This window comes from Proteus vulgaris (assembly GCF_033708015.1).
Classification (GTDB): domain Bacteria; phylum Pseudomonadota; class Gammaproteobacteria; order Enterobacterales; family Enterobacteriaceae; genus Proteus.
Window position 1 is genome coordinate 569,773 of sequence record NZ_CP137920.1, and the last position, 26,012, is coordinate 595,784.

Genomic DNA, 26,012 nt, shown 5'->3' on the forward strand with positions numbered 1-26,012 from the left:
TGTATCGTTATACGTTAAATCGAAAGACCTTTAGCTTCTTCAAGCCGACCTTGCGCTAAAAGGATTAAATCACACAATTCTCGTACTGCTCCACGACCACCTGCAATGCGAGTGACATAATTAGCACGAGGTATAAGTAATGGATGAGCATCTGCCACAGCGACAGAAAGTCCCACTTTTTCCATTACAGGTAAATCAATCAGGTCATCACCAATATAGGCTGTTTGTTCAGGTTTAAGGTTTAGTGTATCTAACAGTTGTTGATACGCCAAAAGCTTATTATGCTGACCTTGGTAAAGATATGTAATGCCAAGGGTTTTAGCACGATCTTCTAACAGTTTAGATTGACGACCTGTAATGATAGCAACCTCAATGCCAGATGTAAGCAAACAACGGATGCCGTACCCATCACGGACATTAAAGGCTTTTAATTCTTCGCCATTATTACCCATATAAATGAGCCCGTCCGACATCACACCATCAACATCACAAATCAGCAATTGGATTTTTTCTGCTTTTTTGATGATTTGTTCGCTTACTGCACCATAACAAGTTTCTATCAGTGTATTCATTTTTATCCTTCGAACGTTATGACTATCTTATACAACACCGGCCTGTAATAAATCATGCATATGTAAAACGCCTAACAGGATATCACTATCTTGTTCTGTGACTAAGAGCGAGGTGATATGTTTTGCTTGCATTAAATTTAGTGCTTCAACGGCTAAACAATCTGGGCGAATACGAATACCGCCTCTTGTCATCACATCTGAGATTTTGGCATTGTTCAGATCTATCCCTAAATCAAATATTCTTCGTAAGTCACCGTCAGTAAAGATACCATTGATCAGCATATTGTCATCGCAAATGACGGTCATACCTAGTTTTTTACGGGTTATCTCGACAAGCGCTTCACGTAAAGTGGCCTCTTTAGTCACACGTGGAATATCGGCGTCTTTATTCATTAAATCACTGACATGAAGGAGTAATTTTCGGCCTAATGCACCACCTGGGTGAGAAAGCGCAAAATCTTCAGCAGTAAAACCACGGGCACGTAAAAGAGCGATGGCTAGCGCATCCCCCATAACCAAGGTTGCTGTTGTACTGGTTGTTGGTGCAAGCCCTAAAGGACAGGCTTCTTTAGGGACTTTGATACAAAGATGAATATCAGACGCTTTCCCCATTGTACTTTGAGGAGTGCGTGTCATACAAATCAGTGTTATTTGTTTACGTTTAAGTACGGGAATAAGCGCGAGGATCTCGCTGGCTTCACCGGAGTTTGAAATCGCTAGAACGATATCTTTTTCTGTCACCATTCCTAAGTCACCGTGGCTGGCTTCACCAGGATGCACAAAGAAAGAAGGTGTTCCTGTGCTGGCAAATGTGGCCGCAATTTTGTGTCCAATATGCCCTGATTTCCCCATCCCCATCACAATGACTCGTCCTTGACAGTGAAATATTTTTTCACAAGCACGGGTAAAATCATCGTTAATGTATTGTTCTAGTTCAGCTAATCCATCACGTTCAATATGAAGAACTTTTTTACCTGCTTGCTGAAAATCAAACTCGGTCATTTTTTTGTACCATTTATTTTAGGTTAAGAGAGAATGTGCGACGCACAACACCGTAATATAAACAATAAAGCAAACTAACAAGAATATCCCTTTTCCTCTATTAAGACGTTGTTTACGCCCTAATGAAAAGAGAGAAAACAGTAAACTGGCGACACCAAGTACAGCAAAGCTAAAATAAAAGGCGTGCATATTAAATGTGCTTGGTGAGAGTAATGCTGGCATTCCCAACACAAAAGTTAGATTGAATATATTAGCACCTATAATATTCCCTAATGCTAATTCATTCTCGCGTCTTAGTGCTGCCACAATGGTTGTTGCTAACTCAGGAAGGCTTGTTCCAATAGATAGCAAGGTTAAACCGATAAAAAATCCACTAAGATGATACTGTTGCATTAAAATAAAGGCATTATCTAATATCATCTGGGTTGCCACGGGTATGATCAGTAAAGCAATGACAACCCAAAACAGGGCAACAGAATTACGGGGATTTGTCTGTAATTCAAAACGCGTTAAGGTTTCTAAAGGTAACACGTGACGCTCTTGTGCTAGGGTTTTATGCATTGTTTTTATCATGAGAAAAATAGATGCAAAGCCAATAAAAAAGAGCAGTGTACCTTCTCTAAGCCCCAAATTTCCGCTAGAAACAATAATACCAACGAGCATGATGACTATAATCATCAAGGGGAGCTCTTTTTTTAGTACTGCGGACTGAATGTTCATGGGGTAAATCATCGCGCCAATACCCACGATGAGGAGAAGGTTGGTGAGTGTCGAGCCAATGGCTGTCCCGATCGCGATGTCAGGAAAATTATGAACAGCAGCATCTGCTGAAACAAAAAGCTCAGGCAGTGAAGTACCTGTACCGACAATTAAAATACCGATAACGGCTGGCGGGATTTTTAACGATTGCGCAAAAACGCTCGCACCATAAACTAATCGGTCTGATGCATAAACGAGTAACATCAACCCAAAAATTAAAAGAGACAAAGTAATCAACATGCCATCAGTTTTCCAACAATGAGCGAATAAAGAAAAAACCAATAAGACAGGGCTGATAAAAAAACATATTGTCAAAAGGTTTTGCTAATTAACCATATTTTGACTAGCCAAGCACGAAAAGTAAAATTAACCGTGCAATAAATTGCTAAATAGTGGTGATTTCTTTGTAACATAGCGAATGACCTGCCAAAATAGCGTAAAAATTCGTTTATGCAGACAGGCTTGAGGATGTTTTATTCATGAACGCACAATCTGATAATCTAATTGAAGTGCGCAATATGAACTTCACTCGCGGTAGCAGAAAGATCTTCTCTGAGATCAATCTTGTTGTGCCGAGAGGAAAAGTGACTGCGATTATGGGCCCTTCAGGGATTGGTAAAACAACCTTGTTACGCCTAATGGGAGGACAAATCCTTCCCGATAGTGGTGAAATTTGGTTCGATGGCGACAATATTCCTGCGCTATCACGTTCTGCGTTGTATCAAGCAAGAAAGAAAATGAGTATGCTTTTTCAATCAGGCGCACTGTTCACAGACATGAATGTGTTTGAAAATGTGGCATTTCCACTGAGAGAACATACAAATTTGCCTGAAGCACTGATACGTACAACAGTGATGATGAAACTTGAAGCCGTAGGTTTACGTGGTGCCGCAAATTTAATGCCTTCTGAATTATCTGGCGGCATGGCGAGAAGGGCAGCATTAGCAAGGGCTATTGCACTTGATCCTGAGCTCATTATGTTTGATGAACCTTTTGTTGGGCAAGATCCTATCACTATGGGGGTGCTTGTTAAGCTAATTGATGAGTTAAATCATGCGCTTGGTGTGACTTGTGTTGTGGTTTCCCATGATGTGCCTGAAGTGTTAAGTATCGCTGATTACGCCTATATTGTCGCAGAGCAGAAAGTGATTGCGCAAGGCAGTGCACAAGAATTACAGGGGAATCCCAATAGGCAAGTAAGACAGTTTTTAGATGGAATTGCTGATGGCCCTGTGCCTTTCCGTTTTCCTGCGGGAGATTATCAGGACGACCTATTAGGACGAGGAAATTAGTACGTGGTAAATTTATTAGCTCGTATTGGCGCTAGAGCGTTGGCGATTTTTGCGACATTCGGTCGAGCGGGGATTATGCTCTTTCGAGCATTAGTCGGTAAACCGGAACTCCGTAAACAGTGGCCTCTCTTAATGAAGCAACTGTATAACGTTGGCGTTCAATCTTTATTAATTATTATGGTGTCTGGCTTATTTATTGGCATGGTGTTGGGATTACAAGGTTATCTTGTACTGACAACATTTAGTGCTGAAGCTAGCCTTGGCATGATGGTTGCACTCTCATTATTAAGAGAATTAGGCCCCGTCGTCACGGCATTATTATTTGCTGGTCGTGCGGGCTCAGCCTTAACAGCCGAAATTGGTTTAATGAAAGCGACAGAACAAATTTCTAGTTTAGAAATGATGGCAGTTGATCCTTTACGACGTGTCGTTGCGCCTCGTTTTTGGGCGGGGCTTATTAGTATGCCATTGCTTTCACTTATTTTTGTTGCCATTGGTATTTGGGGTGGTGCAATTGTGGGAGTGGATTGGAAAGGGATCGATGAAGGCTTTTTCTGGGCATCTATGCAGGGTGCCGTTGAATGGCGACTCGATTTAGTGAACTGCTTTATTAAAAGTGTCGTTTTTGCCATTACTGTCACTTGGATAGCGCTCTTTAACGGGTATGACGCAATCCCAACATCAGAAGGGATTAGCAGAGCAACAACACGTACTGTTGTTCATTCATCGTTAGCCGTATTGGGTTTAGATTTTGTGCTAACAGCACTGATGTTTGGGAACTAAGTCATGCAAAGTAAAAAAATTGAAGTTTGGGTTGGTCTATTTGTTCTGATTGCGTTAGCCGCGGTGATTTTCTTATGCCTTAAAGTCGCTGATATTAAAGAAATGGGTAACCAACCGACTTATCGTGTTTATGCCAGTTTCGGTAATATTGGTGGGTTAAAAGAGCGCTCTCCAGTTAAGATTGGCGGTGTGGTGATTGGTCGTGTTGCTTCTATCACTTTAAAAGAAGAAAGTGAAGGGAACTATCGTCCTGAAGTCGCGCTCGATATTCTGAGTATTTATGACCACATTCCAGAAAGTAGCTCACTGTCTATTCGTACATCGGGTTTATTAGGTGAACAGTTCCTTGCATTGAATTTGGGTTTTTATGATGAAGCATTAGATTCTACTCTGTTAGAAGATGGAGGACGGATCACAAATACCAATTCAGCAATGGTATTAGAAGACCTAATTGGTCAATTCCTTTATAAAACAGGTGAGGGTGATGATTCAGCTAAATCTGAATCTAAACCGACAGAAGAACACTCTGCATTACCTTAATCATTAATTCCTATACGATGCACTTATACATTTAGCTAAATTTAGCGTAATAAATGCATCGTATTATTGAAACCCTATTTGAGGAGAAGCGAACCTATGTTTAAACGCTTATTGATGGTCGCACTATTAGTGATAACGCCTTTTGCAATGGCGGTCGATAAAACCAATCCTTATGCATTGATGGAAGATGCAGCACAAAAGACCTTTAGTAAATTAAAAAATGAACAGCCTGAAATTCGTAAAAACCCTGAAGTTTTACGTCAAATTGTTCAGCAAGAATTACTGCCTTATGTACACATTAAATATGCAGGTGCATTAGTGCTAGGGCCGCATTATCGTAATGCAACACCAGCACAACGCGAGGCTTATTTTACAGCATTCGAAGCGTATCTTGCTCAAGTTTACGGTCAGGCATTAGCGATGTATGAAGGTCAAGAGTATCGTATTGAGCCTGCAAAACCGTTTGCAGATAAATCAACGCTCACTATCCGTGTCACCATTATCGATACAAATGGTCGCCCGCCTGTTCGTCTTGATTTCCAATGGCGTAAAAATAGCAAAACAGGTGAATGGCAAGCTTATGATATGATTGCTGAAGGTGTCAGCATGATCACAACAAAACAGAATGAGTGGTCAGATATTTTAAATTCTAAAGGTGTTGATGGTTTAACTAAACAGTTAGAGATCAGTGCTAAAACACCAATCACACTGGGTGAGAAAAAATAACATGTCAGCTTCGTTAAATTGGGAAAAAAGGGATGATGTCCTCTATTTCCAAGGAACGCTAGATCGTGAAACGTTATTGCCTGCTTGGCAACAACGTAAAGCCTTATTAGCTGATATTAATATCATTGACATTTCTGCCTTAGAACATATTGATTCAACAGGATTGGCACTTTTTGTTCACTTAAAGGCAGAAATGGAAGCACAAAATCGTCAATTTATTATTCAAGGTGCCAGTGAGCGTTTTCAGACTTTAATTACACTCTATGATCTTGATGAAATTATGAATATTGCCTAATACCGATTTTAAGTAAAGGTATTAAAAAGCCCCCTTCGTGATACTTTTATCATTAAGGGGGTTTTTGATGGTTTAAGAGTAGAGCGGATTCCATTAGGATAGACGACTGATTATTATTTTAACGTTGAGATTGAGCAATTATGGATACAAACGAAATCAAACAAGTATTAATGGACAGCCTGTCTTTAGATGAAGTTATCGTTAATGGTGATGGTAGTCATTTTCAAGTTGTGGTTGTTGGCGCAATGTTTGAGGGAATGAGCAGAGTAAAACAACAACAAACCATTTATGCCCCTTTGATGGAATATATCGCAGATAATCGTATTCACGCTTTGTCTATTAAAGCCTACACACCTGAAGAGTGGAAGAGGGATCGTAAACTTAACGGGCTTTGAGTCAGTAGGTATACAGCGTACAGCAAAATAAAAAGAGAGTTCTACAGATGGATAAATTTAGAGTACAAGGACCAACCTGTTTATCAGGTGAGGTCTCTATTTCAGGCGCAAAAAATGCCGCATTACCAATCCTGTTCGCTGCGATCCTTGCCGAAGAGCCAGTAGAATTAACGAATGTTCCTAAATTAAAAGATATCGATACAACGATTAAGTTACTTAATCGCTTAGGAACTAATGTTGAACGTAATGGCTCTGTTTTCGTTGATGCTCGTAACATTAATGAATTTTGCGCTCCTTACGAGTTAGTAAAAACCATGCGTGCTTCTATCTGGGCTTTAGGTCCGCTGGTGGCGCGTTTTGGTCAAGGTCAGGTTTCTTTACCGGGTGGTTGTGCCATTGGTGCTCGTCCTGTTGATCTTCATATTACAGGTTTAGAGCAATTAGGTGCTGAGATCACACTGGATGAAGGTTATGTAAAAGCACGCGTTGATGGGCGTTTAAAAGGCGCACATATTGTCATGGATAAAGTGAGTGTGGGCGCGACTATTACGATTATGACTGCTGCGGTATTAGCTGAAGGTAAAACTATCATTGAAAATGCGGCAAGAGAGCCTGAAATTGAAGATACAGCAAACTTTCTCAATACATTAGGCGCCAAAATCAGTGGAGCAGGTACTGATAGCATTACTATTGAAGGCGTAGAGCGCCTTGGCGGCGGTACTTATCAAATCCTACCAGATCGTATTGAAACGGGAACTTTCTTAGTTGCTGCTGCGATTTCTCGTGGTCGAGTTGTTTGTCGTAATGCTAAACCAGACACATTAGATGCGGTGTTGGCAAAATTACGTGAAGCTGGCGCAGATATTGAAGTAGGCGAAGATTGGATAAGCCTTGATATGCATGGTAAACGCCCTAAAGCAGTCACATTGCGTACAGCCCCACATCCCGGTTTTCCAACGGATATGCAAGCACAATTTAGCCTTTTAAACCTAGTGGCTGAAGGTGCTGGGATGATCACTGAAACTATTTTTGAAAATCGTTTTATGCACATTCCTGAGCTAATTCGTATGGGTGCTCATGCTGAAATCGAAAGTAATACTGTGTTATGCCACGGTGTTGAAAAACTTTCAGGTGCACAAGTGATGGCAACGGATTTACGTGCTTCTGCAAGTTTAGTCCTTGCGGGGTGTATCGCTGAAGGTACAACCATTGTTGATCGTATTTATCATATCGATCGTGGATATGAGAATATTGAAGCTAAATTACAAGGATTAGGGGCAAAAATAGAACGTTTGCACGCTAATGACTAATTTATTTTAGCTATCATTTTTTAGCCATTTAAAACCATGGTACATTGTTGTGCTATGGTTTTTTTTCGCATTATGCCAATAGAACTCTTAATAGAATAGGAGATTATTTTGATAGAGAAACGCAGTTGTCATCTTCCATTAGAAGTGAGTTGTGTTGCGTGTCATTATCTTGTTTTCAAAGATAAAGATGAGGCATTTTTTGAGATTTGTCCTGTATGTGGTTGGCAAAATGATGGTACTAAAGAAGGACAATATAGTGGCTGTAATCACAGTACCTTAGCGGATTATCGCAATACCGAAAGCTTTAAAGAAAGCTGCTTACAAAGTGCGACGTTTTATATGAAAGCTCCCTACTAGGCAAGAGTAGGGAGGATTTTTGTTAATTATGATTCAGGTTGGTATTCAGAAATAGTTACATCAACACTGATCTCATTACCTTCTCGTAATATCGTGACAGGTAATGCTGTACCTGGGGGGGTTTCTGCAATGTAATCCATCATTTCCATCGCGGAAGTTGCTGGTGCATGATTAATACTTAGGATGATATCGCCTGTTTTTATTCCTGCTTTATCTGCTGGTCCATTGGGTGTGATCCTAAAAATACGTAATCCTTGAATTTGCTTAATATCTGTATTGGATGAGCGAATTCGTGGTAATTCTTTTGCTGTAATACCAATAAAGCCACGGATAACACGACCATCACGAATTAGCTTATTCATAATTTTAACGGCAAGTTCGGTCGGAATGGCGAAGCCTAACCCTTCTGCCGTAGGGCGGTATCCGTTATAGGTTCCTGAGTCAAATGTCATGGTATTAATACCTACTAGTTCACCTTCAGTATTAATGAGGGCACCACCAGAGTTACCTTCATTAATTGAGGCATCTGTTTGTAGGAAATTTTGGTAACGGGTTGGGCTCAATCCAACACGCCCCGTGGCACTGATGATCCCTTGTGTAATAGTTTGTCCAATATTAAATGGGTTACCAATAGCCAGTACAACATCACCAACATGAGAGATCCGTTTAGTATTAATTGGGATCGTAGGAAGTTTATTGGCATCAATTTTTAAAACCGCAAGATCGGTTAAAGGATCGGATCCAACAAGCAAGCCTTCATAAAGATCACCATTTTGGAGCGCGATAAGGATCTGATCAGCATTATTAATAACATGTTGATTCGTCAGAATATAACCACGACCATCCATAATGACACCAGCACCTAAAGATGTTAGCTCTCTACCTTCTTGAGAAAAGCTCCCCATTGTACTGCTATAAACATTAACAACTGCAGGGGCTGCTCGTCGCACTGCTGTGTTATAGCTAAAAGGCGCATTAAGAAAATCGCCATTAAGTAGGCGCTCAATAAAAATAGGGCGAATTGAAGGAACTGCAATCAAAAGAATTGCTGCTGTGAGAAGACCAATTAGGGTTGATCGCAGTAACTTAGCTAACATAAAAATCCTGTATTTATGTCTGACTGTAAGATTATTCGCATAGGAGCGATGAGAATAGCACAGTTTAGCTTATGAAAGCATCGCTCAGCGCATAAAATTCCCTTTTAATCCAATGACTCTAAGTGACTGCTCCCCACGCATTGGGCGAGGGTTTACGGTGTTTATTGCTAAAAATAAGAATAAAAAAAGCCCTATAATGGAAATTATAGGGCTAAAGAAATCAATAAATTAGATAGGTGAAAAGCTTACTTCTTAGCGCGGTGTATTGCGTAACAGCAGGTAAATTTCTTCATTACCACGCTGAATATTCAATGCAAGAACAGGTGGTTTAGCATCAATTGCTTTGCGTAAATCACCGAGTGATGTAATCGGCGTATTATTGATACCAATAATAAGATCGCCTTTCTGTAAACCAGATGCTGCAGCCGCGGAGTCTTTCTCAACTGAATCAACAGCAACGGCTTTCACTTGTTTATTCACATAGTTACTTAATGTAGCGCCTTGTAGTGCAGGAGAGAAATTATCTGCGCGTGTTGCATCTGCTGATTGTTTCTCTAATGTCACTTTAACATCCATTGGCTTGCCTTGACGGATTAAGCCAATCAGGATCTCTTTACCCGGCGGTGTTGTACCCACTTTAGCTCTTAATTCCGCAAAGCTATTGATACGTTTACCATCAACTGAAATTAAAACGTCGCCTGGTTTAATACCTGCTTTTGCCGCGGATGAATCGGGTATTACTTCACTAACAAAAGCACCGCGTTGTGCATCAATATTAAAGGATTTCGCCAGATCAGAATTCATTTCTGTACCACGAATACCTAAGATGCCACGTTTAACTTCACCATGAGAAATCAGTTGTTGGCTAAGATCACGCGCCATATTACTTGGGATTGCGAAGCCGATACCGATGTTGCCACCGCCTGGCGCTAAAATAGCGGTATTAATTCCGATTAACTCACCATTTAAGTTAACGAGGGCACCACCAGAGTTACCACGGTTAATTGAAGCATCGGTCTGAATAAAGTTCTCTAAACCTTCCAGATTTAAACCGCTACGACCTAATGCGGAAATAATGCCGGATGTTGCTGTTTGACCTAAACCAAATGGGTTACCTACCGCAACGGCAAAGTCACCAACACGTAATTGGTCAGAGTCCGCCATTTTAATTGCGGTTAAGTTAGTTGGTTTTTCAATTTGCAGTAATGCGATATCGGTTTGTGGATCGCTACCAATTAATTTTGCACTAAATTCACGACCATCATTAATTTGCAGTTGAATTTTATCTGCACCATCAACAACGTGATTGTTTGTTAATACGTAGCCTTTTTGTGCATCAATAATGACACCAGAGCCTAAGCCTTCAAAAGGACGAATACTTTGTTGCTGTGATGGGAAGTTTGGACCAAAGAAGAATTTGAACTCTTCTGGTACCTGCTGGCTTTGTACTCGTGTTCCAGAAACATGCACACTCACAACAGCAGGTAACACTTTTTCTAACATGGGTGCAAGGCTTGGCAATTGTTCGCCTGATGGCATAACCGCAGGCAGCGCGGCCATACTGGTTGCTGGAATAGTAGAGAGTGAAAGTCCGACACTCATTGCTAATGCACTAAGTAATAATTTTCTTTTTTTAGTCAACATGAATTAGAGTCTCTTGATACAGTTATCAAAATAAAAGTTATTGCTCAAAGTGAGCTCGATGTCACTAAGACCTGTACTGACAAAGGAAAGTTCATTAAGACATAATGTGCTTTGCTTCCTTTTACACGGATTTACAAGACAAAAGCTATCTTTAAAACCATAGCAAATAATTGTCATTTTGTGATGTTTATTAAAATGAAAAACGCCACAAAAAATGTGGCGTTTTTTAACATTAACTGTCTTTTTTCTCTGTGGGTCTGAACAATCCAGATGCGCCTTCGGAGTAATCACGAGGTGGCATTTTTATTGGAGATTGATCATTCGCTGCTTCTGATTCACTTAATCGGTAATTAAATGGGTTTTCTTGAGCAGGCATATCGGGCATGAGCTCATTAGAGCTTTTTGCCATATGTTGATAAAGCTGACGGTAATCTTTCGCCATATTATCTAAGAGTTCAGCACTTCTAGCAAAGTGGCTGACAAGCTCATTGCGATAATTGTCCAGTTCTTCTTTTTTTGTGTCTAATTCTGCTTTGATCGCATCTTGTTGGCGAAGGGTGCTGTTACCGTAACGCATTGCAAGCGCGCCGATAATAAGACCGACAACTAATCCAATCAGTGCATAAACCCAAACCATGGCAACTCCTTTTCATCTAATAGTGAGGACGATGGATTCTTATAACATCATAACCGCTAAAAGGCATGGGTGGAATAATATCCTTAAGCTTAATCTAAAATTCGTGTGTTACGTTGATGTTAAAACAATTCTTAATGCTTATAATAGAGCCATTCGACAGAGACAAATCAGTATGTCAGAAATTAAGGGGAAGAGGGCATTCATGACTGTTAGTACGCCGTTATCACTTTATGAAGCCGCATTGAAGCAAGGTGATTATCAACCTGATGATGTCCAGCGAAAAACGGTTCTCCATCTTCAACAGATATACCATGCATTATTAAAAGAGACTCCACCAGAGAAAAATTCGTTAACACAACGATTATTCGGACGAATTCGCACAAAAAAACAGATTGTTGTACCAGAACGTGGTTTATATATGTGGGGCGGTGTTGGACGAGGTAAAACATGGTTGATGGATATGTTTTATCAAAGTTTGCCGACAGAGCGAAAGCTTCGCTTACACTTTCATCGCTTTATGTTACGTGTTCAAGAAGAACTGAAAAACTTACAAGGCCATGAAAATCCGTTAGAAATTATTGCTGACGGTTTTAAAGCACAAACCGATGTGCTCTGTTTTGATGAGTTTTTTGTTTCTGATATTACGGATGCAATGATTTTAGGGACCTTGCTTGAAGCACTATTTGCCAGAGGTATTACGTTGGTGGCAACATCAAATATTCCACCTGACGAGCTTTATCGTAACGGATTACAACGTTCTCGTTTTTTACCTGCAATAGAACAGATAAAACAGCATTGTGACATTTTAAATGTTGATGCAGGTATTGATTATCGTCTTAGAACATTAACGCAAGCCCATCTTTTTTTATCTCCACTTAACGATGAGAATCGTCAGGAGATGGATAGAATTTTTATGCACTTGGCAACCAACGAGCCACAAGTTGATTGTACCTTAACTATTAATCATCGCCCCATGAAAGTAAGAAAAGCATCTAATGGGGTGCTTGCTATTAATTTTTCAACTTTGTGTATAGAACCACGTAGCCAGCTTGATTATATTGAGCTTTCTAAGCATTACCATTCTGTTTTGTTATATGAGATGGAACAAATGGGGACATTAAATGAAGATGCTGCGCGTCGGTTTCTCGCGCTTGTTGATGAGTTTTATGAGCGTAAAGTGAAACTTATTATTAATGCAAATGTAGAAATGAACGAAATTTACCAAGGTGATTTTTTACGATTTGAATATCAACGTTGCTTATCTCGCTTACAAGAGATGCAAAGTGAAGAATATTTAGTACAACCCCATCTCGCTTAATTTTTAATTCTTGAAGCAAGTCATCTTTCATTATGGTAGGATGGCGCAGGTTAAGTTGCTTGATGTTTTTTCCTATGAAAATAGAAAGCATTAGGCAGCTTGCAAGCGCTCTGGAAAGGAACAATTCTTCTCTTCAGGTAGCAAGAATTTATCAGTCAAATCAGAAAAAAGTGCCAGATTCGTTTTTTTCGCTGAAATATTGAAAAAGAATTCAATTGTTTTTCAATTATGACTCGATTTTTTTTTCTGACTTCTCTATAATCTTGCGACCCCACGTTGCAGCAAGTTTTTTATTTCCCAAAAAACTCGCATTTTAGAGTCAGCAGTGCTACTCGAAGGGGTAGGTTTGCTGGACACAAGAGTCGTGTGAACCTCAATAGTATTTGAACCGAGCGTTCACCAACGTGTAACTAAACATTGGGTAATTTTCAATAATGAAAACTTTTACAGCTAAACCAGAAACCGTAAAACGCGACTGGTATGTTGTTGATGCAGACGGCAAAACTTTAGGCCGTTTAGCAACTGAAATTGCTAGCCGTTTACGCGGTAAGCACAAAGCGGAATACACTCCGCACGTTGATACTGGTGATTACATCATCGTTTTAAACGCTGAGAAAGTAGCGGTAACTGGTCATAAACGTACTGACAAAGTTTACTACCGTCATACTGGTCACGTAGGTGGTATCAAACAAGCGACTTTCGAAGAGATGATCGCCCGTAGTCCTGAGCGTGTAATCGAAATCGCGGTAAAAGGCATGCTGCCAAAAGGGCCTCTGGGTCGTGCGATGTACCGTAAACTGAAAGTTTACGCAGGATCTGAGCACAACCACGCGGCACAACAACCGCAAGTTCTGGACATTTAATCGGGATAATAGGCAATGGCTGATAATCAATACTACGGCACAGGTCGCCGCAAAAGTTCTTCCGCACGTGTCTTCATTAAGCCAGGTAGCGGTAATATCGTAATCAACAAACGTAGCCTAGAAGTTTACTTTGGCCGCGAAACAGCACGTATGGTTGTTCGTCAACCGCTGGAATTAGTTGATATGCTGGGTAAATTAGATTTATACATCACTGTTAAAGGTGGTGGTATTTCTGGTCAAGCTGGCGCGATCCGTCACGGTATCACTCGTGCACTGATGGAATATGATGAGACTCTACGTTCTGATCTGCGTAAAGCTGGTTTCGTAACCCGTGATGCGCGTTCTGTTGAACGTAAGAAAGTGGGTCTGCGTAAAGCACGTCGTCGTCCACAGTTCTCTAAACGTTAATTTGTTATCTTTTAGATATCAATTTGATGTTGAAAACCCGTCTTCACAGGCGGGTTTTTTATTTTTGACTTATTTGTGTTTATTAATAATAAAAACAGAATGTTGCTAATGCATGATACTATTATTGATAAAACAGGCTTTATGTAAGATAACGGTCGTATTGAAAAGTCTATTTTTTAGATGTTATCTCTAAAAAAAATTATTTTTTGATATTATAATCTTACTTTTAAGGCATTATGACATATTGTATTGAATTATTTGCATTAGCCCCCCTAAGTAACATGAATTCTGGTAGAATAACCCGCTTTGGTGTCTTTCTTTCTATGACTTCATCATTGTTGCCAATGGGTATATTGATAGTAATACCTGTGATGAGTTTGAAAGTCATACCAAAATTATTATGACAATAATGATTGTTGAATGATTATTTTGGTATTACTTGATAATGATATGTGCCGCAAAGACAGGTAAGTTTTTAACCCTGTAAAATATGATTATCCCACGATAACACTGTTATACAGGTAGTTACCCAATGCAGTTACTCCTTAAATATTTATTTAGGTCTACTGCGTTTGTGTGCTTGTCTTTTAGGAATGGGGAAATGGAAAAGGCATTGTGCTAATTCATTTCTTTAATTGATTAACTTGGAGGTTTTCATGGCTGTCGCTGCCAACAAACGTTCGGTAATGACTTTGTTTTCCGGTCCGACTGATATTTTCAGCCATCAGGTCAGAATTGTCCTAGCGGAGAAAGGTGTCAGTGTTGAAATTGAACAGGTTGAAGCTGGTAATCTTCCACAGGATCTTATCGATCTAAACCCTTACCAAAGTGTACCGACTTTGGTTGATCGTGAGCTGACTCTGTATGATTCACGTATCATCATGGAATATCTTGATGAACGCTTCCCTCATCCTCCTTTAATGCCCGTTTATCCTGTTGCTCGTGGTAGCAGCCGTTTAATGATGCATCGTATCGAGCATGATTGGTATTCTTTGATGAACACCATTGAAAAAGGCACTGACCAGCAAGCAAATGCAGCTCGTAAACAGTTAGCAGAAGAGCTACTGGCTGTATCTCCTGTGTTTAAAGAATATCCTTACTTTATGAGTGAAGAGTTTAGCTTAGTCGATTGCTACCTTGCTCCTCTGTTATGGCGTCTACCTGTACTCGGTGTAGATTTAAGTGGTGCAGGCGCTAAAGATGTACAAATTTATATGCAACGTGTTTTTGAGCGTGATTCTTTCCTCGCGTCATTAACCGAAGCAGAGCGTGAGATGCGCTTACCTTCAAGAGGGTAAAAGGTATGGAGATTATGGATATGTCTCCGCGTCGTCCGCATTTGTTACGTGCGCATTATGACTGGATCATCGAGAACGATTTAACACCACATTTAGTGGTTGATGTGAATATTGTTGGTGTTCAAGTCCCAATGGAATATGCGCACGATGGTCAAATTGTACTAAATATTTCATCTCGTGCAGTAGATGACTTAGAGTTAACGCCGTATCAGGTTTTATTTAGTGCAAGCTTTGGTGGCATACCTCGCAAAGTGCGAGTGCCTATGGCTGCTGTTATGGCTATTTATGCGAGAGAAAACGGTGCGGGAATGATGTTTGAGCCAGAGCCTGCTTATGAATCTGGTGCATCATTACAGTTTGCTGAAGATGATAGTGAAGAGAACAATATAGCTCCAGCTAGTGAAGGTTTATCTCTTGTCACTGATGAAGCTGTCGAAGCTGATACCTCTTCACCAGATGATGATCCTGAGCCACCTCGTCCAACAGGTCGCCCATCATTGCGTGTTGTGAAGTAAATAGCGTTTTTATTTTCATTGCATAAAGCCCAGTTCAAATGCTGGGCTTTTTTATATCTATTTGATTTTTAAATTAACGCTATTTTTGCACTAGTAAACTAATAGCCGTAAATAAATATTGACCAATCTCAGGTGTCATCCATGTACCTTTAGCGATTTCATGATCAGTTTGATAAATGGTACGGATCTTTGCCTGAATATCGCTATCACCCTGTGTAAACTGATTGAACATATTTAGCCACATCTTAGCGAGATTTTGTACCTGCTCTGAATCCGCTTTTTCTCCTGAAGTGAGTGCATTATATAATCCAGAAATAAGCTCAGGCCAGACACTACCAGCATCAAAATAGTGCTGATGTACGACTGCAAATTGTTCTGGGGTCAGATGAGATTTAAAAACAGATAATTGATATTCGCTAAAGCCTTTAGTAACAAAATCTATCATCTGTTTAGTAATACCAGTAGCAGTCGCAAACTCATCATCAGAAATATGCATTTTATTTAAACGGACAAAAAAGTCCGGATTACCCCCAGTATCTTGCTCTAAAGCTATCATCCACTCTCTTGAAACTTGCATGGCTTCATTTGAATCGGCAGATTTACCCTGTTTAATCAAATTATTGACGGTTGAAATACGCTGTTGCCATGCTTGGCTTTTTAATGTGTGCGCAGTATAGAGTGGTAACTGCGCTAATTCAGAATAAGTAAAATATTTATCGTACATAGACATCATCTCCAATAGAGAAAACCAGTCATGTTGCGTAAATGGCGTGCCTGTTTGTATTTGTTGTTGAACATGCTCTAGCTGATAACGCAATTTGGCAATTTGTTGCATTTGCGTGGTTAATTGGCTAATGCGCTCTTCAATTAAACAAGCTACCTTTGCACTATGACCATTAAGAATATGACCGATGTCTTTCAGTTTGACGCCAATTTGACGTAGCATTTGAATTTGTGTTAATCGCTCTATGCTTTTCATATCGTAGAGTCGATAACCTGCATCGGTTCTTGCAGTCGGTTGCAATAAACCTATCTCTTCATAATGATGGAGAGTACGGACCGTTAATCCCGTCTTTTTAGCGATCTCTCCTACTTGAAATAGCATATCTTCACCTCCTGTATGCCATGCAGGTTAAAACCTCACGTAACGTAAGGGTCAATAGGTTAATTTAAATTTTTTTGTACGATAAAACAGCATAAAAAAACGCCCTATAGTGATATAGAGCGTTTTAATGAGTCAATTAAATAAGAGAGATTATTTCAGCAGCTCTTCTAAACAACCCGTGTAAAGATTAACCGCAGTCATTAATTGTTTTTCGTCGAAATCAAAGCCTGCTTGGTGATGACCTGCTGTTCTATCAGCACCAACAACGAAATACAGTGATTTACCACCACAACGTTGTACTCGTTTCGCTAATACGGTTGCATCTTCACTACCACCGAATGGGCGAGTAGCAACGGCAGTTAGCTCAGGATGTTTACCAACCACTTTGGTCATAACATCAATGAGTTCTTGGTCATTCGTCAGGTCAACGGCTTCACCCATGATTTCGCTTTCCATTTCTAACTGGAAGCTATGTGCTGCACCTTCAGCCATACGCACTGCATTTGCAGCCATAAAGCTGTTGATCTCTTCGTTTTCACCACGCACTTCAATTTGCATTTCAGCATTCGCTGGAGTGACATTACGACCTTCACCGGCTTTTAATACACCGATGTTGATACGTGACATGCCTTTACCATGGCGAGAAATGCCCAGCATTTGTGTTGCTGCGTGGCAAGCACCGGCTAATGCATTACGGCCTAATTCTGGCTCTGCACCTGCGTGAGAGGGGGCACCTTTAAAACGGAAGTCATATTTAGTGGTACATAAGAAATGTGTTGGATTAATAACAATCTCACCACTATTGGCGATAAAGCCTAAGTGTGCACCTAAGAAGTAATCTGCATCATCGGCGATACCGCTTTCAGCCATCGCACGAGCGCCACGAACGCCTTCTTCTGCGGGTTGGAATAAGATTTTAACTTTACCAATGACTTTATCTTTATTTTCAACTAACCAGTGAGCAACGCCTAAACCGATAGAAATGTGTCCGTCGTGACCACAAGCGTGCATTTCACCAGCGTGACATGAAGCAAAGTTTTCGGCATGAGGACGGTGTTTAGTGTCGGTTGCTTCGTTAACACCCACACAGTCGATATCAAAACGCAGTGCAACTGTTGGACCTGCTTTACCGCTATCAAAGATAGCCACACAGCCAGTTAGCTCTTTCATTTCATCAAGTAGAGCTTCATCAACGTTATGCTCTCTTGCAACAGCTAGGCCTTTTTCTACAACTTGACGGCGGCGACCAAAAGCAAACTCTTGATTGATAACATCGGGGCCAACTTTAACGTCTAAACCTAAGCTACGTAGTTCTTTGACGATTTTTGCTGTGGTTAAAAATTCAGACCAACCAATTTCTGGATATTGGTGAAACTCACGACGCCATTTTATTAATTTTTCTAGTGTAATTGCTGACATATTCATTTCTCCACTTATAACATGAATAACGCAACAGCGATGACGCCGATAATCATACCCGGTGCAGTACGTTTTGCGATTTCCATAGGGTTTACATTTGCAAGGCCAGCACAAACAATTGCTGCACCCGCCAGTGGTGACATAGTACGACCTAACGCGCCAGATAATGCCGCAGCCATACCCATATCAGGGATTTCATAACCGAATTGTGCCGCATGAGGTGTGACTGTTTCGTTAAATGCGAATGCTGCTGCGTCACCAGAACCTGTAATAATACCCATTAAGAATGGCCCTAACGTCCCCCCCCAGCGAGCAAATTCAGGAGAATGAGTTAAGAAGTTGATGAACGCGTCGATTAAACCTGAAGCTTTCAAACCTGCTGCGAATACAGCGGCTGCAATGATGATACCTAATACATCACCATAAGCATTACCCATACCTTTAAAGAACTCTTTGGTAATTTGAGCAGGGTTAGTTAATGTGATGAACAGAGCATAGATAGAACCGATTAACATTGCCGCTGGTACAGACAGTTTAAATGTACTGAACGTCTCGAAGAACGGCAGAATTAACAGAATTAATGGAATGAAAGGTGCTGTTGCATATAAGTAGTTAGGGCGAACAGCTTCAGGGGTTGCTTGTGCTGATGAAGATGATGCATCACCAGTAGCAGAAGCCACTTTGAACTCTTTTTTGACTAACGCGACAACTGCCAGTGAAACGGCTGCGATACCACCAGCCATTAAGCTGTATGGGCTATGGCGAGCAATTAAATCAACTACTTCCATATTTGCCATATTAGCAACGAAGGCGTTATGCGACATACCTGGGCTTAACATTGAGCCGATAGTACCACATAACACGGCACCACCCGCGATAGCTGGATGAATACGTGCTGCAATTAATAATGGAATGAGCGTTGCACCTACTGCGGCTGCACAACCTGCTGCTGATGGGATTGCGATATTAATAAAATACGTTACGACAACCGTCGCAGGGATAAGAAAGAAGCCAAGACGAGTCATTACTTTTGATAAAACATGAACCAGATGCATATCACATTTGGTGTATTTCATCACATAAGCAAAACCCATACTCGAACAGATTGCTTGAATTAATGATGAAGATACCATGCGCTCACTAAATGCAGTAAATGCATCTAAGGGGGTTAGACTTAAAATACAGAGTAATAAGCCGGCACCAATGAGCACCATTCGGGTTTCATATTTTTTTATTAGCAAATAGACAGTTACGATAATAACGGCTACTGCTATCAGTTGCATCACCATAGTGATCCCCTAGTTAATTATGACAATAATATTAATTGTGAAAATGAACCTAACATCAATAAATTATATTTTTCTGTAAAGTTATTAGGTGACTCCATTATGAAGTTGGTAGGTTGACAATATTTGATTGTTATCAAATTTAATAGCCGAAATAAAATCTATTTTTTTAGACTGTGATGTTATTAACAAATGCTGTAAAACAATTATCATTAAAAGATGACGGAAAGGTTAAATAAAAAGTGATAAAGTAAAAAATACGGAAATAAATTATATTTAATATAGATCATGAGTGTTATTTTGATACAAAAAAGAATATTGCTTTTTATCAAAATATTATTCTATAAATGAGATTAAATGGTAATGAGAATGATTATTTCGTCTGATATCTTGATGATACTTAAATACTATTTATTAATTTTACCGATATTATTGAAAAATTATCCCACTTAAATTAAATGGGATAATAAATAAGAGAAATTGTTATTTTAAATAACGAATATAAAAAATATTTAACATGATAAATATCGCAATATTCCTTCTGCTGCCTCTCTTCCTTCTGCTATTGCTGTTACTACAAGATCAGAACCTCGTACAATATCGCCGCCAGCAAATACTTTAGGGTTTGTTGTTTGATGTGGTATTTCTTGATTATCTGAAATAATAATTCTGCCTGAAGATGCATATTCAATATTATTTTCATCTAACCATGGATAATGTGCAGGCTTAAAGCCAAATGCGAGGATAACTGCATCAGCAGATAATAAATGCTCACTTCCTTCAATCGGTATTAATGTTTTATCGCCTTGAGTTTTAATAACGTGAATACCAACAACATTATTTTGATTATCGACTTCAATATCTATAGGTTGAAGATTAAATAAAAATTCGCCGCCTTCTTCTTTGGCATTTTTTACTTCACGTTTTGAACCCGGCATATTGCTTTCATCACGACGATATACACAAGTGACTTTATTGGCGCTTTGGCGAATTGCAGTACGCACACAGTCCATTGCGGTATCACCACCTCCTAATATCACGACATTTTTATCTTTAAGGTCGATATAAGGTGTTTGAGGATCTTCATCATAACCCATTAAATAACGTGTATTACCAATTAAATAAGGTAGGGCGCTATAAACACCATTCGCATTTTCATTAGGAAAATGACCGCGTAAATTGTGATAAGTACCTAACCCTAAAAATACAGCGTCATAGTGTGTTATTAGGGTATTTAGAGAGATATCTTTACCTATTTCTGTATTAAGGCAAAACTCGATCCCCATTTCACTAAATAATTCGCGGCGTCGGATCATCAATGATTTTTCGAGTTTAAAAGAGGGGATACCAAACGTAAGTAATCCCCCAATTTCTGGATGTTTATCATAAACAATCGGTTTTACGCCTTGTCGAATAAGAACATCAGCACAGGCAAGACCCGCAGGGCCAGCACCAATAATGGCGACCTTTTTATCGGTCATTGTGACGTGAGAAAGATCGGGCCGCCATCCTTGTGCTAAGGCGGTGTCATTGATGTAACGCTCAATATTGCCGATGGTGACTGCGCCAAAATCATCATTAAGCGTACAAGCACCTTCACAAAGCCTATCTTGAGGGCAAACACGACCGCAAATTTCAGGCAAACTGTTTGTTTGATGAGAAAGCTCAGCCGCCTCAATAATACGTCCTTCGTTTGCCAGCTTTAACCAATTAGGAATGTAATTATGAACAGGGCATTTCCATTCACAATAAGGATTCCCGCAGCCTAAACAGCGATCAGCTTGTGCAGAAGCTTGCTGCGGTGAAAAAGCCTCATAGATTTCAATAAACTCAATTTTGCGAATTGCTAACGGTTTTTTAGTCGGCTCAACACGATTTAAGTCGATAAACTGATACACATTCTGACTCATCATATTCTCCTATTGTGCCTGAACGCGTAATTCAGCAGATGAACGACGGGGATGACCAAGTAACGCATTGACATCACTGGATTTTGGCTTAACCAATTTGAAATGTTGTGACCAATATTCCCACTGTGAAAGTAATTTTTCTCCATGCTGTGAGCCTGTCAGCCTGACATGTTCAGCAATCATGCCTCGTAGATGTTCTGCGAGGATGGCAAAGGATGCAACAGGAAGTAACTCAATCGATGAAGTATTGATACGTTGCGATAACGTGAGATCTTCATCGAGTAGGTAGGCAAATCCCCCCGTCATTCCTGCACCAAAGTTGATGCCTGTTTTACCCAAAACGCAGACAATACCGCCAGTCATATATTCACATCCATTATCGCCAACGCCTTCAACAACAGCAATGGCACCCGAGTTTCTGACGGCAAAACGTTCCCCAGCCAAGCCTGATGCATAGAGTTTTCCACCGGTTGCACCATAAAGGCAGGTATTACCCATAATGGTTGCATGATGACTTTTAAATGCAGAACCAACGGGAGGTGAAATGACAATACGACCACCTGCCATACCTTTACCAACATAATCATTAGCATCACCGACTAAGGTTAATTCAACGCCTTGCGCATTCCATACCCCAAAGCTTTGACCTGCGGTTCCCGTAAAATAAAGTTTAATGGGTGTGGCAGATAAGCCATTTTCACCCCATTTTTTGGCAATAATACCGGATAACGTTGCGCCTACTGAGCGATCTGTATTACGAATATCAAAATAGTATGTTTGGCTTTTTTGTTGCTCCACAGCATCTCTTGTTTGAGCAACAATATGCTGATTTAATTCGCCTTTATCATAAGTATTATTATTTTCCTGACAATAAAGCGCCTTACCTGATGGTGACGTCGCTGTTTCTAATAATCCCCCTAAAGAGAGTTTTTGTTGTTTACTGCTAACACCTTCTAGGCATGAAAGTAGATCGGTTCGACCGATTAAATCGGTGATTTTTCTTACGCCAAGTAATGCCATTAACTCACGGGTTTCTTGCGCAATAAAACGAAAGTAGTTAATAACGCGTTCTGGTAATCCGTGATAATGGTTACGACGGAGCGTTTCATCTTGAGTTGCCACACCCATTGCGCAATTATTTAAATGGCAAATGCGCAGGTATTTACAGCCTAATGCCACCATTGGTCCAGTACCAAATCCAAAGCTCTCTGCGCCTAAAATCGCCGCTTTAATAATATCTAGACCCGTTTTTAATCCTCCATCGACTTGCAAACGAATTTTATGACGTAGATTATTTGCTACTAATGCTTGTTGAGTTTCAACTAAGCCTAGTTCCCACGGGCTACCCGCATATTTTACGGAGGTTAAAGGGCTTGCACCGGTACCACCGTCATAACCAGCAATGGTGATCAAATCTGCGTAAGCTTTGGCAACACCCGTAGCAATGGTGCCCACACCGGGCTCTGACACGAGTTTTACAGAAATCAGTGCTGTTGGATTGATCTGTTTTAAGTCGAAAATAAGCTGTGCTAAATCTTCAATAGAGTAGATGTCGTGATGAGGTGGGGGGGATATTAGGGTAACACCCGGTACCGCATAACGCAGTTGCGCAATATAAGGTGTGACTTTATCTCCAGGGAGTTGCCCCCCTTCACCTGGTTTTGCCCCTTGTGCGACTTTAATTTGTAAAACATCTGCGCTCATTAGATAAGAAGGCGTCACGCCAAAGCGACCTGAGGCAATCTGTTTAATCCGTGAGACTTTATTGGTGCCGTAACGAGCCGGATCTTCGCCCCCTTCACCTGAATTTGAAAATCCCCCCAATGTATTCATTGCTTGCGCAAGCGCTTCATGCGCTTCTCGGCTCAGTGCCCCTATTGACATTGCAGCTGTATCAAAGCGTTTAAATAATTCTGTTTCAGGTTCGACTTCTTCAATCGCGATAGGCGTTGTTTTGTTATTCAGGATTAGCATATCGCGTAAGGTTGTTATTGGGCGCTGTTGCACAAGGTTTGCATAATGCTGATAATCGGTATATTCCCCGCTATTGACGGCTTTTTGTAGTGCTTGAACGACATCTGGATTATAAGCATGGTATTCCCCTTTATGGGCATATTTTAATAAGCCACCCGCTTCGAGAGGATGACGAATTAACCAAGCTCGCTTAGAAAGATTAAATAAATCGTGTTCAAAATCGCTGAAATCAGCGCCATTAATCCGATTATCAACGCCTGTAAAACAGAGCTCGACAACCCTATCATTTAATCCAACGGCTTCAAAAAGTTGAGAGCAACGGTAAGAGGCAATGGTTGAAATGCCCATTTTGGACATGATCTTATACAACCCTTTATTTATGCCGTTGCGGTAATTCAGCATGACTTGGGCATAGCTTGCTTGCAGGATTTTTTTATCAACACGTTGAGCTAACGATTCATAAGCAAGATAAGGATAAATAGCCGTAGCACCAAATCCGAGCAATACGGCAAAATGGTGAGGATCACGGGCACTGGCTGTTTCGACAATGATATTGGCATCACAACGTAAGTTATTATTTACCAATGTTTTTTGCACCGCACCAACAGCCATAGGCGCAGGGATAGGTAATCGCTCTTTAGTGATGTTTCTATCTGATAAAACCAATAATACCGCACCACGATTAACTTCCTGTTGTGCTTGTACGCATAATTGGCGTAACGCTGTTTCTAGGTTGCATTCTGTTGGTTGATAAGTGATATCGAGATGAACGGATTGGTAATAAGGATTTTCTTGATTAATAAGCTGTTGGAAGTCGCTATAAAGTAAAATAGGCGATGTAAAACTCAGTCGATGTGCTTGACCTTCCGCTTCACAAAATACATTCATCTCGCGGCCAATGCAGGTCGCTAAAGACATAACATGCGCTTCTCTCAATGGATCTATGGGCGGATTTGTGACTTGCGCAAATTTTTGTCTGAAATAGTCATAAATAAGACGAGGGCGTTGAGAAAGCACCGCAAATGGCGTGTCATCACCCATTGAGCCAGTTGCTTCTTGCCCATTCTCTGCGAGTACATGCAAAATGTTTTCAAGCTCTTCTTGGCTATAGGCAAATTGCTTTTGATAGGTCGCTAATAAAGTGTCATTAAAGGCACGTTGTCCTGTGGCTTGTTGTTCTGGTAAGTCTTCAAACGGCGTTAAACGTTTGACATTACGCTCTAACCACAGTTTATAAGGGTGGCGTCTTTTTAAATCTTCATCGGTTTCGGCAGAGTGTAAAATGCGCCCATGACGCGTATCAATGACCATCAGTTCACCGGGACCGACTCGTCCTTTTTCTCGCACTTCATCAGGTTGATAATCCCAAATACCTATTTCAGAAGCACAGGTGATGATGTTATCTGTAGTGATAACGTAGCGAGCAGGGCGCAAACCGTTTCTATCTAGCGTACATGCGGCATAACGACCATCTGATAATACAATACCTGCTGGACCATCCCAAGGCTCCATATGCATTGAGTTAAAATCAAAAAATGCCCGTAAATCCTCATCCATTTGTGGATTATTTTGCCATGCGGGGGGCACTAATAATCGCATGGCACGAACAATATCCATACCACCATTGAGAAAAAGCGCTAGCATATTATCGAGTGAACTTGAATCTGAGCCATTTTCATTCACAAAAGGGGCTGCACTTTGTAGATCAGGAATAAGGGGAGTATGGAATTTATAGGCACGAGCTTTAGCCCATTGGCGATTACCTGTAATGGTATTAATTTCACCGTTATGTGCTAAATAACGAAAAGGTTGTGCAAGTGGCCATCTAGGGGTGGTGTTAGTTGAAAAACGCTGGTGGAATAAACAAATTGAAGATTCCATACGTAGATCAGCAAGATCGGTAAAAAAACGGGGTAAATCAATGGCCATACAGAGGCCTTTATAAACTGTCACTAAATTAGAAAGGCTACAAATATAAAAATCATTGTCAGTAATGCGCTTTTCAATACGTCTGCGGGCAACAAAGAGTCGTCTCTCAATGTCATTTATCCGCCAGCCAGCAGGTGCATTAACAAACACTTGTTCGATTAAAGGAAGAGACGAAAGGGCAATAGCGCCTAAAATATCCGTGTTAATAGGCACTTTACGCCAGCCAACAAGAGAAAGTGTTTCACGTTGTAGTTCTTCTTCAACGATGAGACGGCATTGTTTGGCAATATTGGGATCTTGGCTTAGAAATAGCATTCCTACGGCGTAATTTTTAGTTAAATGCCAGCCTTTTTCTTGTGCAACTAATTGGAAAAAACGCGTTGGTTTTTGCAAGAGTAGTCCGCAACCATCGCCGGTTTTACCATCGGAAAGAATAGCGCCACGGTGTTGCATTCTGGCAAGACCATGGATGGCATTTCTGACAATCTTATGGCTGGCTTGTCCTTCAATATGCGCGATCAACCCAAACCCACAATTGTCTTTTTCCTGTGTCTTTTGATAGAGCATTTTTTGATCCC

Annotated in this window: 24 protein-coding genes; 13 read left to right on the plus strand and 11 right to left on the minus strand. The window is 40.5% G+C overall.

Annotated features, from left to right (window positions below; translation table 11 throughout):
- Positions 1-14: 14 nt before the first annotated feature.
- Genes kdsC through SB028_RS02875 form a run of 3 tightly spaced genes read right to left on the minus strand, consistent with a single transcriptional unit; the run spans position 15 to position 2,573 of the window.
- On the minus strand, positions 15-572 hold the full coding sequence (gene kdsC, locus SB028_RS02865) for a 3-deoxy-manno-octulosonate-8-phosphatase KdsC (RefSeq protein ID WP_069368712.1): 558 nt from the start codon (positions 570-572) through the stop codon (positions 15-17).
- A gap of 27 nt (positions 573-599) precedes the next feature.
- Entirely contained in the window at positions 600-1,574 is a 975-nt protein-coding gene (gene kdsD, locus SB028_RS02870) for an arabinose-5-phosphate isomerase KdsD (protein WP_069368711.1), read from the minus strand.
- 18 nt (positions 1,575-1,592) lie between these two features.
- A complete protein-coding gene (locus SB028_RS02875; RefSeq protein WP_069368710.1) occupies positions 1,593-2,573 on the minus strand; it encodes a calcium/sodium antiporter in 981 nt (326 codons plus the stop codon).
- A 239-nt stretch (positions 2,574-2,812) separates the two neighbouring features.
- On the opposite strand from SB028_RS02875, the gene mlaF reads away from it, so the two are divergent.
- From mlaF to SB028_RS02915, 8 genes are all read left to right on the plus strand, one after another.
- Positions 2,813-3,625 carry a phospholipid ABC transporter ATP-binding protein MlaF gene (gene mlaF / locus SB028_RS02880; RefSeq protein ID WP_069368709.1) on the plus strand — a complete coding sequence of 271 codons (813 nt, stop codon included), beginning with the start codon at positions 2,813-2,815 and terminating at the stop codon, positions 3,623-3,625.
- A gap of 3 nt (positions 3,626-3,628) precedes the next feature.
- Positions 3,629-4,408, plus strand: coding sequence for a lipid asymmetry maintenance ABC transporter permease subunit MlaE (gene mlaE / locus SB028_RS02885; RefSeq protein WP_069368708.1), 780 nt, complete (start codon positions 3,629-3,631; stop codon positions 4,406-4,408).
- 3 nt (positions 4,409-4,411) lie between these two features.
- Positions 4,412-4,948, plus strand: coding sequence for an outer membrane lipid asymmetry maintenance protein MlaD (mlaD, locus tag SB028_RS02890; protein WP_069368707.1), 537 nt, complete (start codon positions 4,412-4,414; stop codon positions 4,946-4,948).
- Positions 4,949-5,044: 96 nt separating this feature from the next.
- Positions 5,045-5,674: a phospholipid-binding protein MlaC gene (gene mlaC / locus SB028_RS02895; RefSeq protein WP_069368706.1), complete on the plus strand. Its 630-nt coding sequence runs from the start codon at positions 5,045-5,047 to the stop codon at positions 5,672-5,674.
- Position 5,675: 1 nt separating this feature from the next.
- A complete protein-coding gene (mlaB, locus tag SB028_RS02900; RefSeq protein WP_069368705.1) occupies positions 5,676-5,969 on the plus strand; it encodes a lipid asymmetry maintenance protein MlaB in 294 nt (97 codons plus the stop codon).
- A gap of 140 nt (positions 5,970-6,109) precedes the next feature.
- Positions 6,110-6,364 carry a BolA family iron metabolism protein IbaG gene (gene ibaG / locus SB028_RS02905; RefSeq protein WP_006535338.1) on the plus strand — a complete coding sequence of 85 codons (255 nt, stop codon included), beginning with the start codon at positions 6,110-6,112 and terminating at the stop codon, positions 6,362-6,364.
- A 47-nt stretch (positions 6,365-6,411) separates the two neighbouring features.
- Positions 6,412-7,674, plus strand: a complete 1,263-nt coding sequence (gene murA / locus SB028_RS02910; RefSeq protein ID WP_069368704.1) for a UDP-N-acetylglucosamine 1-carboxyvinyltransferase — start codon at positions 6,412-6,414, stop codon at positions 7,672-7,674.
- 108 nt (positions 7,675-7,782) lie between these two features.
- Complete coding sequence (locus SB028_RS02915) at positions 7,783-8,031, plus strand: CPCC family cysteine-rich protein (RefSeq protein ID WP_069368703.1); 249 nt, start codon at positions 7,783-7,785, stop codon at positions 8,029-8,031.
- Between the two features lie 26 nt (positions 8,032-8,057).
- Here the strand turns inward: SB028_RS02915 and degS are convergent, their stop codons facing one another.
- The 3 genes from degS to zapG form a co-directional block, all read right to left on the minus strand.
- Positions 8,058-9,128 carry an outer membrane-stress sensor serine endopeptidase DegS gene (gene degS, locus SB028_RS02920; RefSeq protein WP_069368702.1) on the minus strand — a complete coding sequence of 357 codons (1,071 nt, stop codon included), beginning with the start codon at positions 9,126-9,128 and terminating at the stop codon, positions 8,058-8,060.
- A gap of 252 nt (positions 9,129-9,380) precedes the next feature.
- Positions 9,381-10,772 carry a serine endoprotease DegQ gene (degQ, locus tag SB028_RS02925; protein WP_069368701.1) on the minus strand — a complete coding sequence of 464 codons (1,392 nt, stop codon included), beginning with the start codon at positions 10,770-10,772 and terminating at the stop codon, positions 9,381-9,383.
- A gap of 232 nt (positions 10,773-11,004) precedes the next feature.
- The gene (gene zapG, locus SB028_RS02930; RefSeq protein WP_069368700.1) at positions 11,005-11,409 is read right to left on the minus strand and encodes a Z-ring associated protein ZapG; all 405 of its coding nucleotides are present in this window, start codon (positions 11,407-11,409) and stop codon (positions 11,005-11,007) included.
- 202 nt (positions 11,410-11,611) lie between these two features.
- On the opposite strand from zapG, the gene zapE reads away from it, so the two are divergent.
- The 5 genes from zapE to sspB all read left to right on the plus strand — a co-directional run bounded on the left by zapE (position 11,612) and on the right by sspB (position 15,811).
- Positions 11,612-12,727, plus strand: a complete 1,116-nt coding sequence (zapE, locus tag SB028_RS02935) for a cell division protein ZapE (protein ID WP_069368699.1) — start codon at positions 11,612-11,614, stop codon at positions 12,725-12,727.
- A gap of 434 nt (positions 12,728-13,161) precedes the next feature.
- Complete coding sequence (rplM, locus tag SB028_RS02940; RefSeq protein ID WP_006535327.1) at positions 13,162-13,590, plus strand: 50S ribosomal protein L13; 429 nt, start codon at positions 13,162-13,164, stop codon at positions 13,588-13,590.
- A gap of 15 nt (positions 13,591-13,605) precedes the next feature.
- Entirely contained in the window at positions 13,606-13,998 is a 393-nt protein-coding gene (gene rpsI / locus SB028_RS02945) for a 30S ribosomal protein S9 (protein WP_004245284.1), read from the plus strand.
- Between the two features lie 656 nt (positions 13,999-14,654).
- Complete coding sequence (sspA, locus tag SB028_RS02950) at positions 14,655-15,296, plus strand: stringent starvation protein SspA (RefSeq protein WP_069368698.1); 642 nt, start codon at positions 14,655-14,657, stop codon at positions 15,294-15,296.
- 5 nt (positions 15,297-15,301) lie between these two features.
- Positions 15,302-15,811, plus strand: coding sequence for a ClpXP protease specificity-enhancing factor (gene sspB, locus SB028_RS02955; RefSeq protein WP_069368697.1), 510 nt, complete (start codon positions 15,302-15,304; stop codon positions 15,809-15,811).
- A gap of 79 nt (positions 15,812-15,890) precedes the next feature.
- Here the strand turns inward: sspB and SB028_RS02960 are convergent, their stop codons facing one another.
- The 5 genes from SB028_RS02960 to gltB form a co-directional block, all read right to left on the minus strand.
- On the minus strand, positions 15,891-16,916 hold the full coding sequence (locus SB028_RS02960; protein WP_069368696.1) for a MerR family transcriptional regulator: 1,026 nt from the start codon (positions 16,914-16,916) through the stop codon (positions 15,891-15,893).
- A gap of 150 nt (positions 16,917-17,066) precedes the next feature.
- Positions 17,067-18,335 carry an amidohydrolase gene (locus SB028_RS02965; RefSeq protein WP_069368695.1) on the minus strand — a complete coding sequence of 423 codons (1,269 nt, stop codon included), beginning with the start codon at positions 18,333-18,335 and terminating at the stop codon, positions 17,067-17,069.
- A gap of 14 nt (positions 18,336-18,349) precedes the next feature.
- Positions 18,350-19,624, minus strand: a complete 1,275-nt coding sequence (dcuC, locus tag SB028_RS02970) for a C4-dicarboxylate transporter DcuC (RefSeq protein WP_069368694.1) — start codon at positions 19,622-19,624, stop codon at positions 18,350-18,352.
- A gap of 509 nt (positions 19,625-20,133) precedes the next feature.
- Entirely contained in the window at positions 20,134-21,531 is a 1,398-nt protein-coding gene (locus SB028_RS02975) for an FAD-dependent oxidoreductase (RefSeq protein WP_069368693.1), read from the minus strand.
- A gap of 9 nt (positions 21,532-21,540) precedes the next feature.
- Positions 21,541-26,001 carry a glutamate synthase large subunit gene (gene gltB, locus SB028_RS02980; RefSeq protein WP_318859803.1) on the minus strand — a complete coding sequence of 1,487 codons (4,461 nt, stop codon included), beginning with the start codon at positions 25,999-26,001 and terminating at the stop codon, positions 21,541-21,543.
- Positions 26,002-26,012 lie beyond the last annotated feature (11 nt).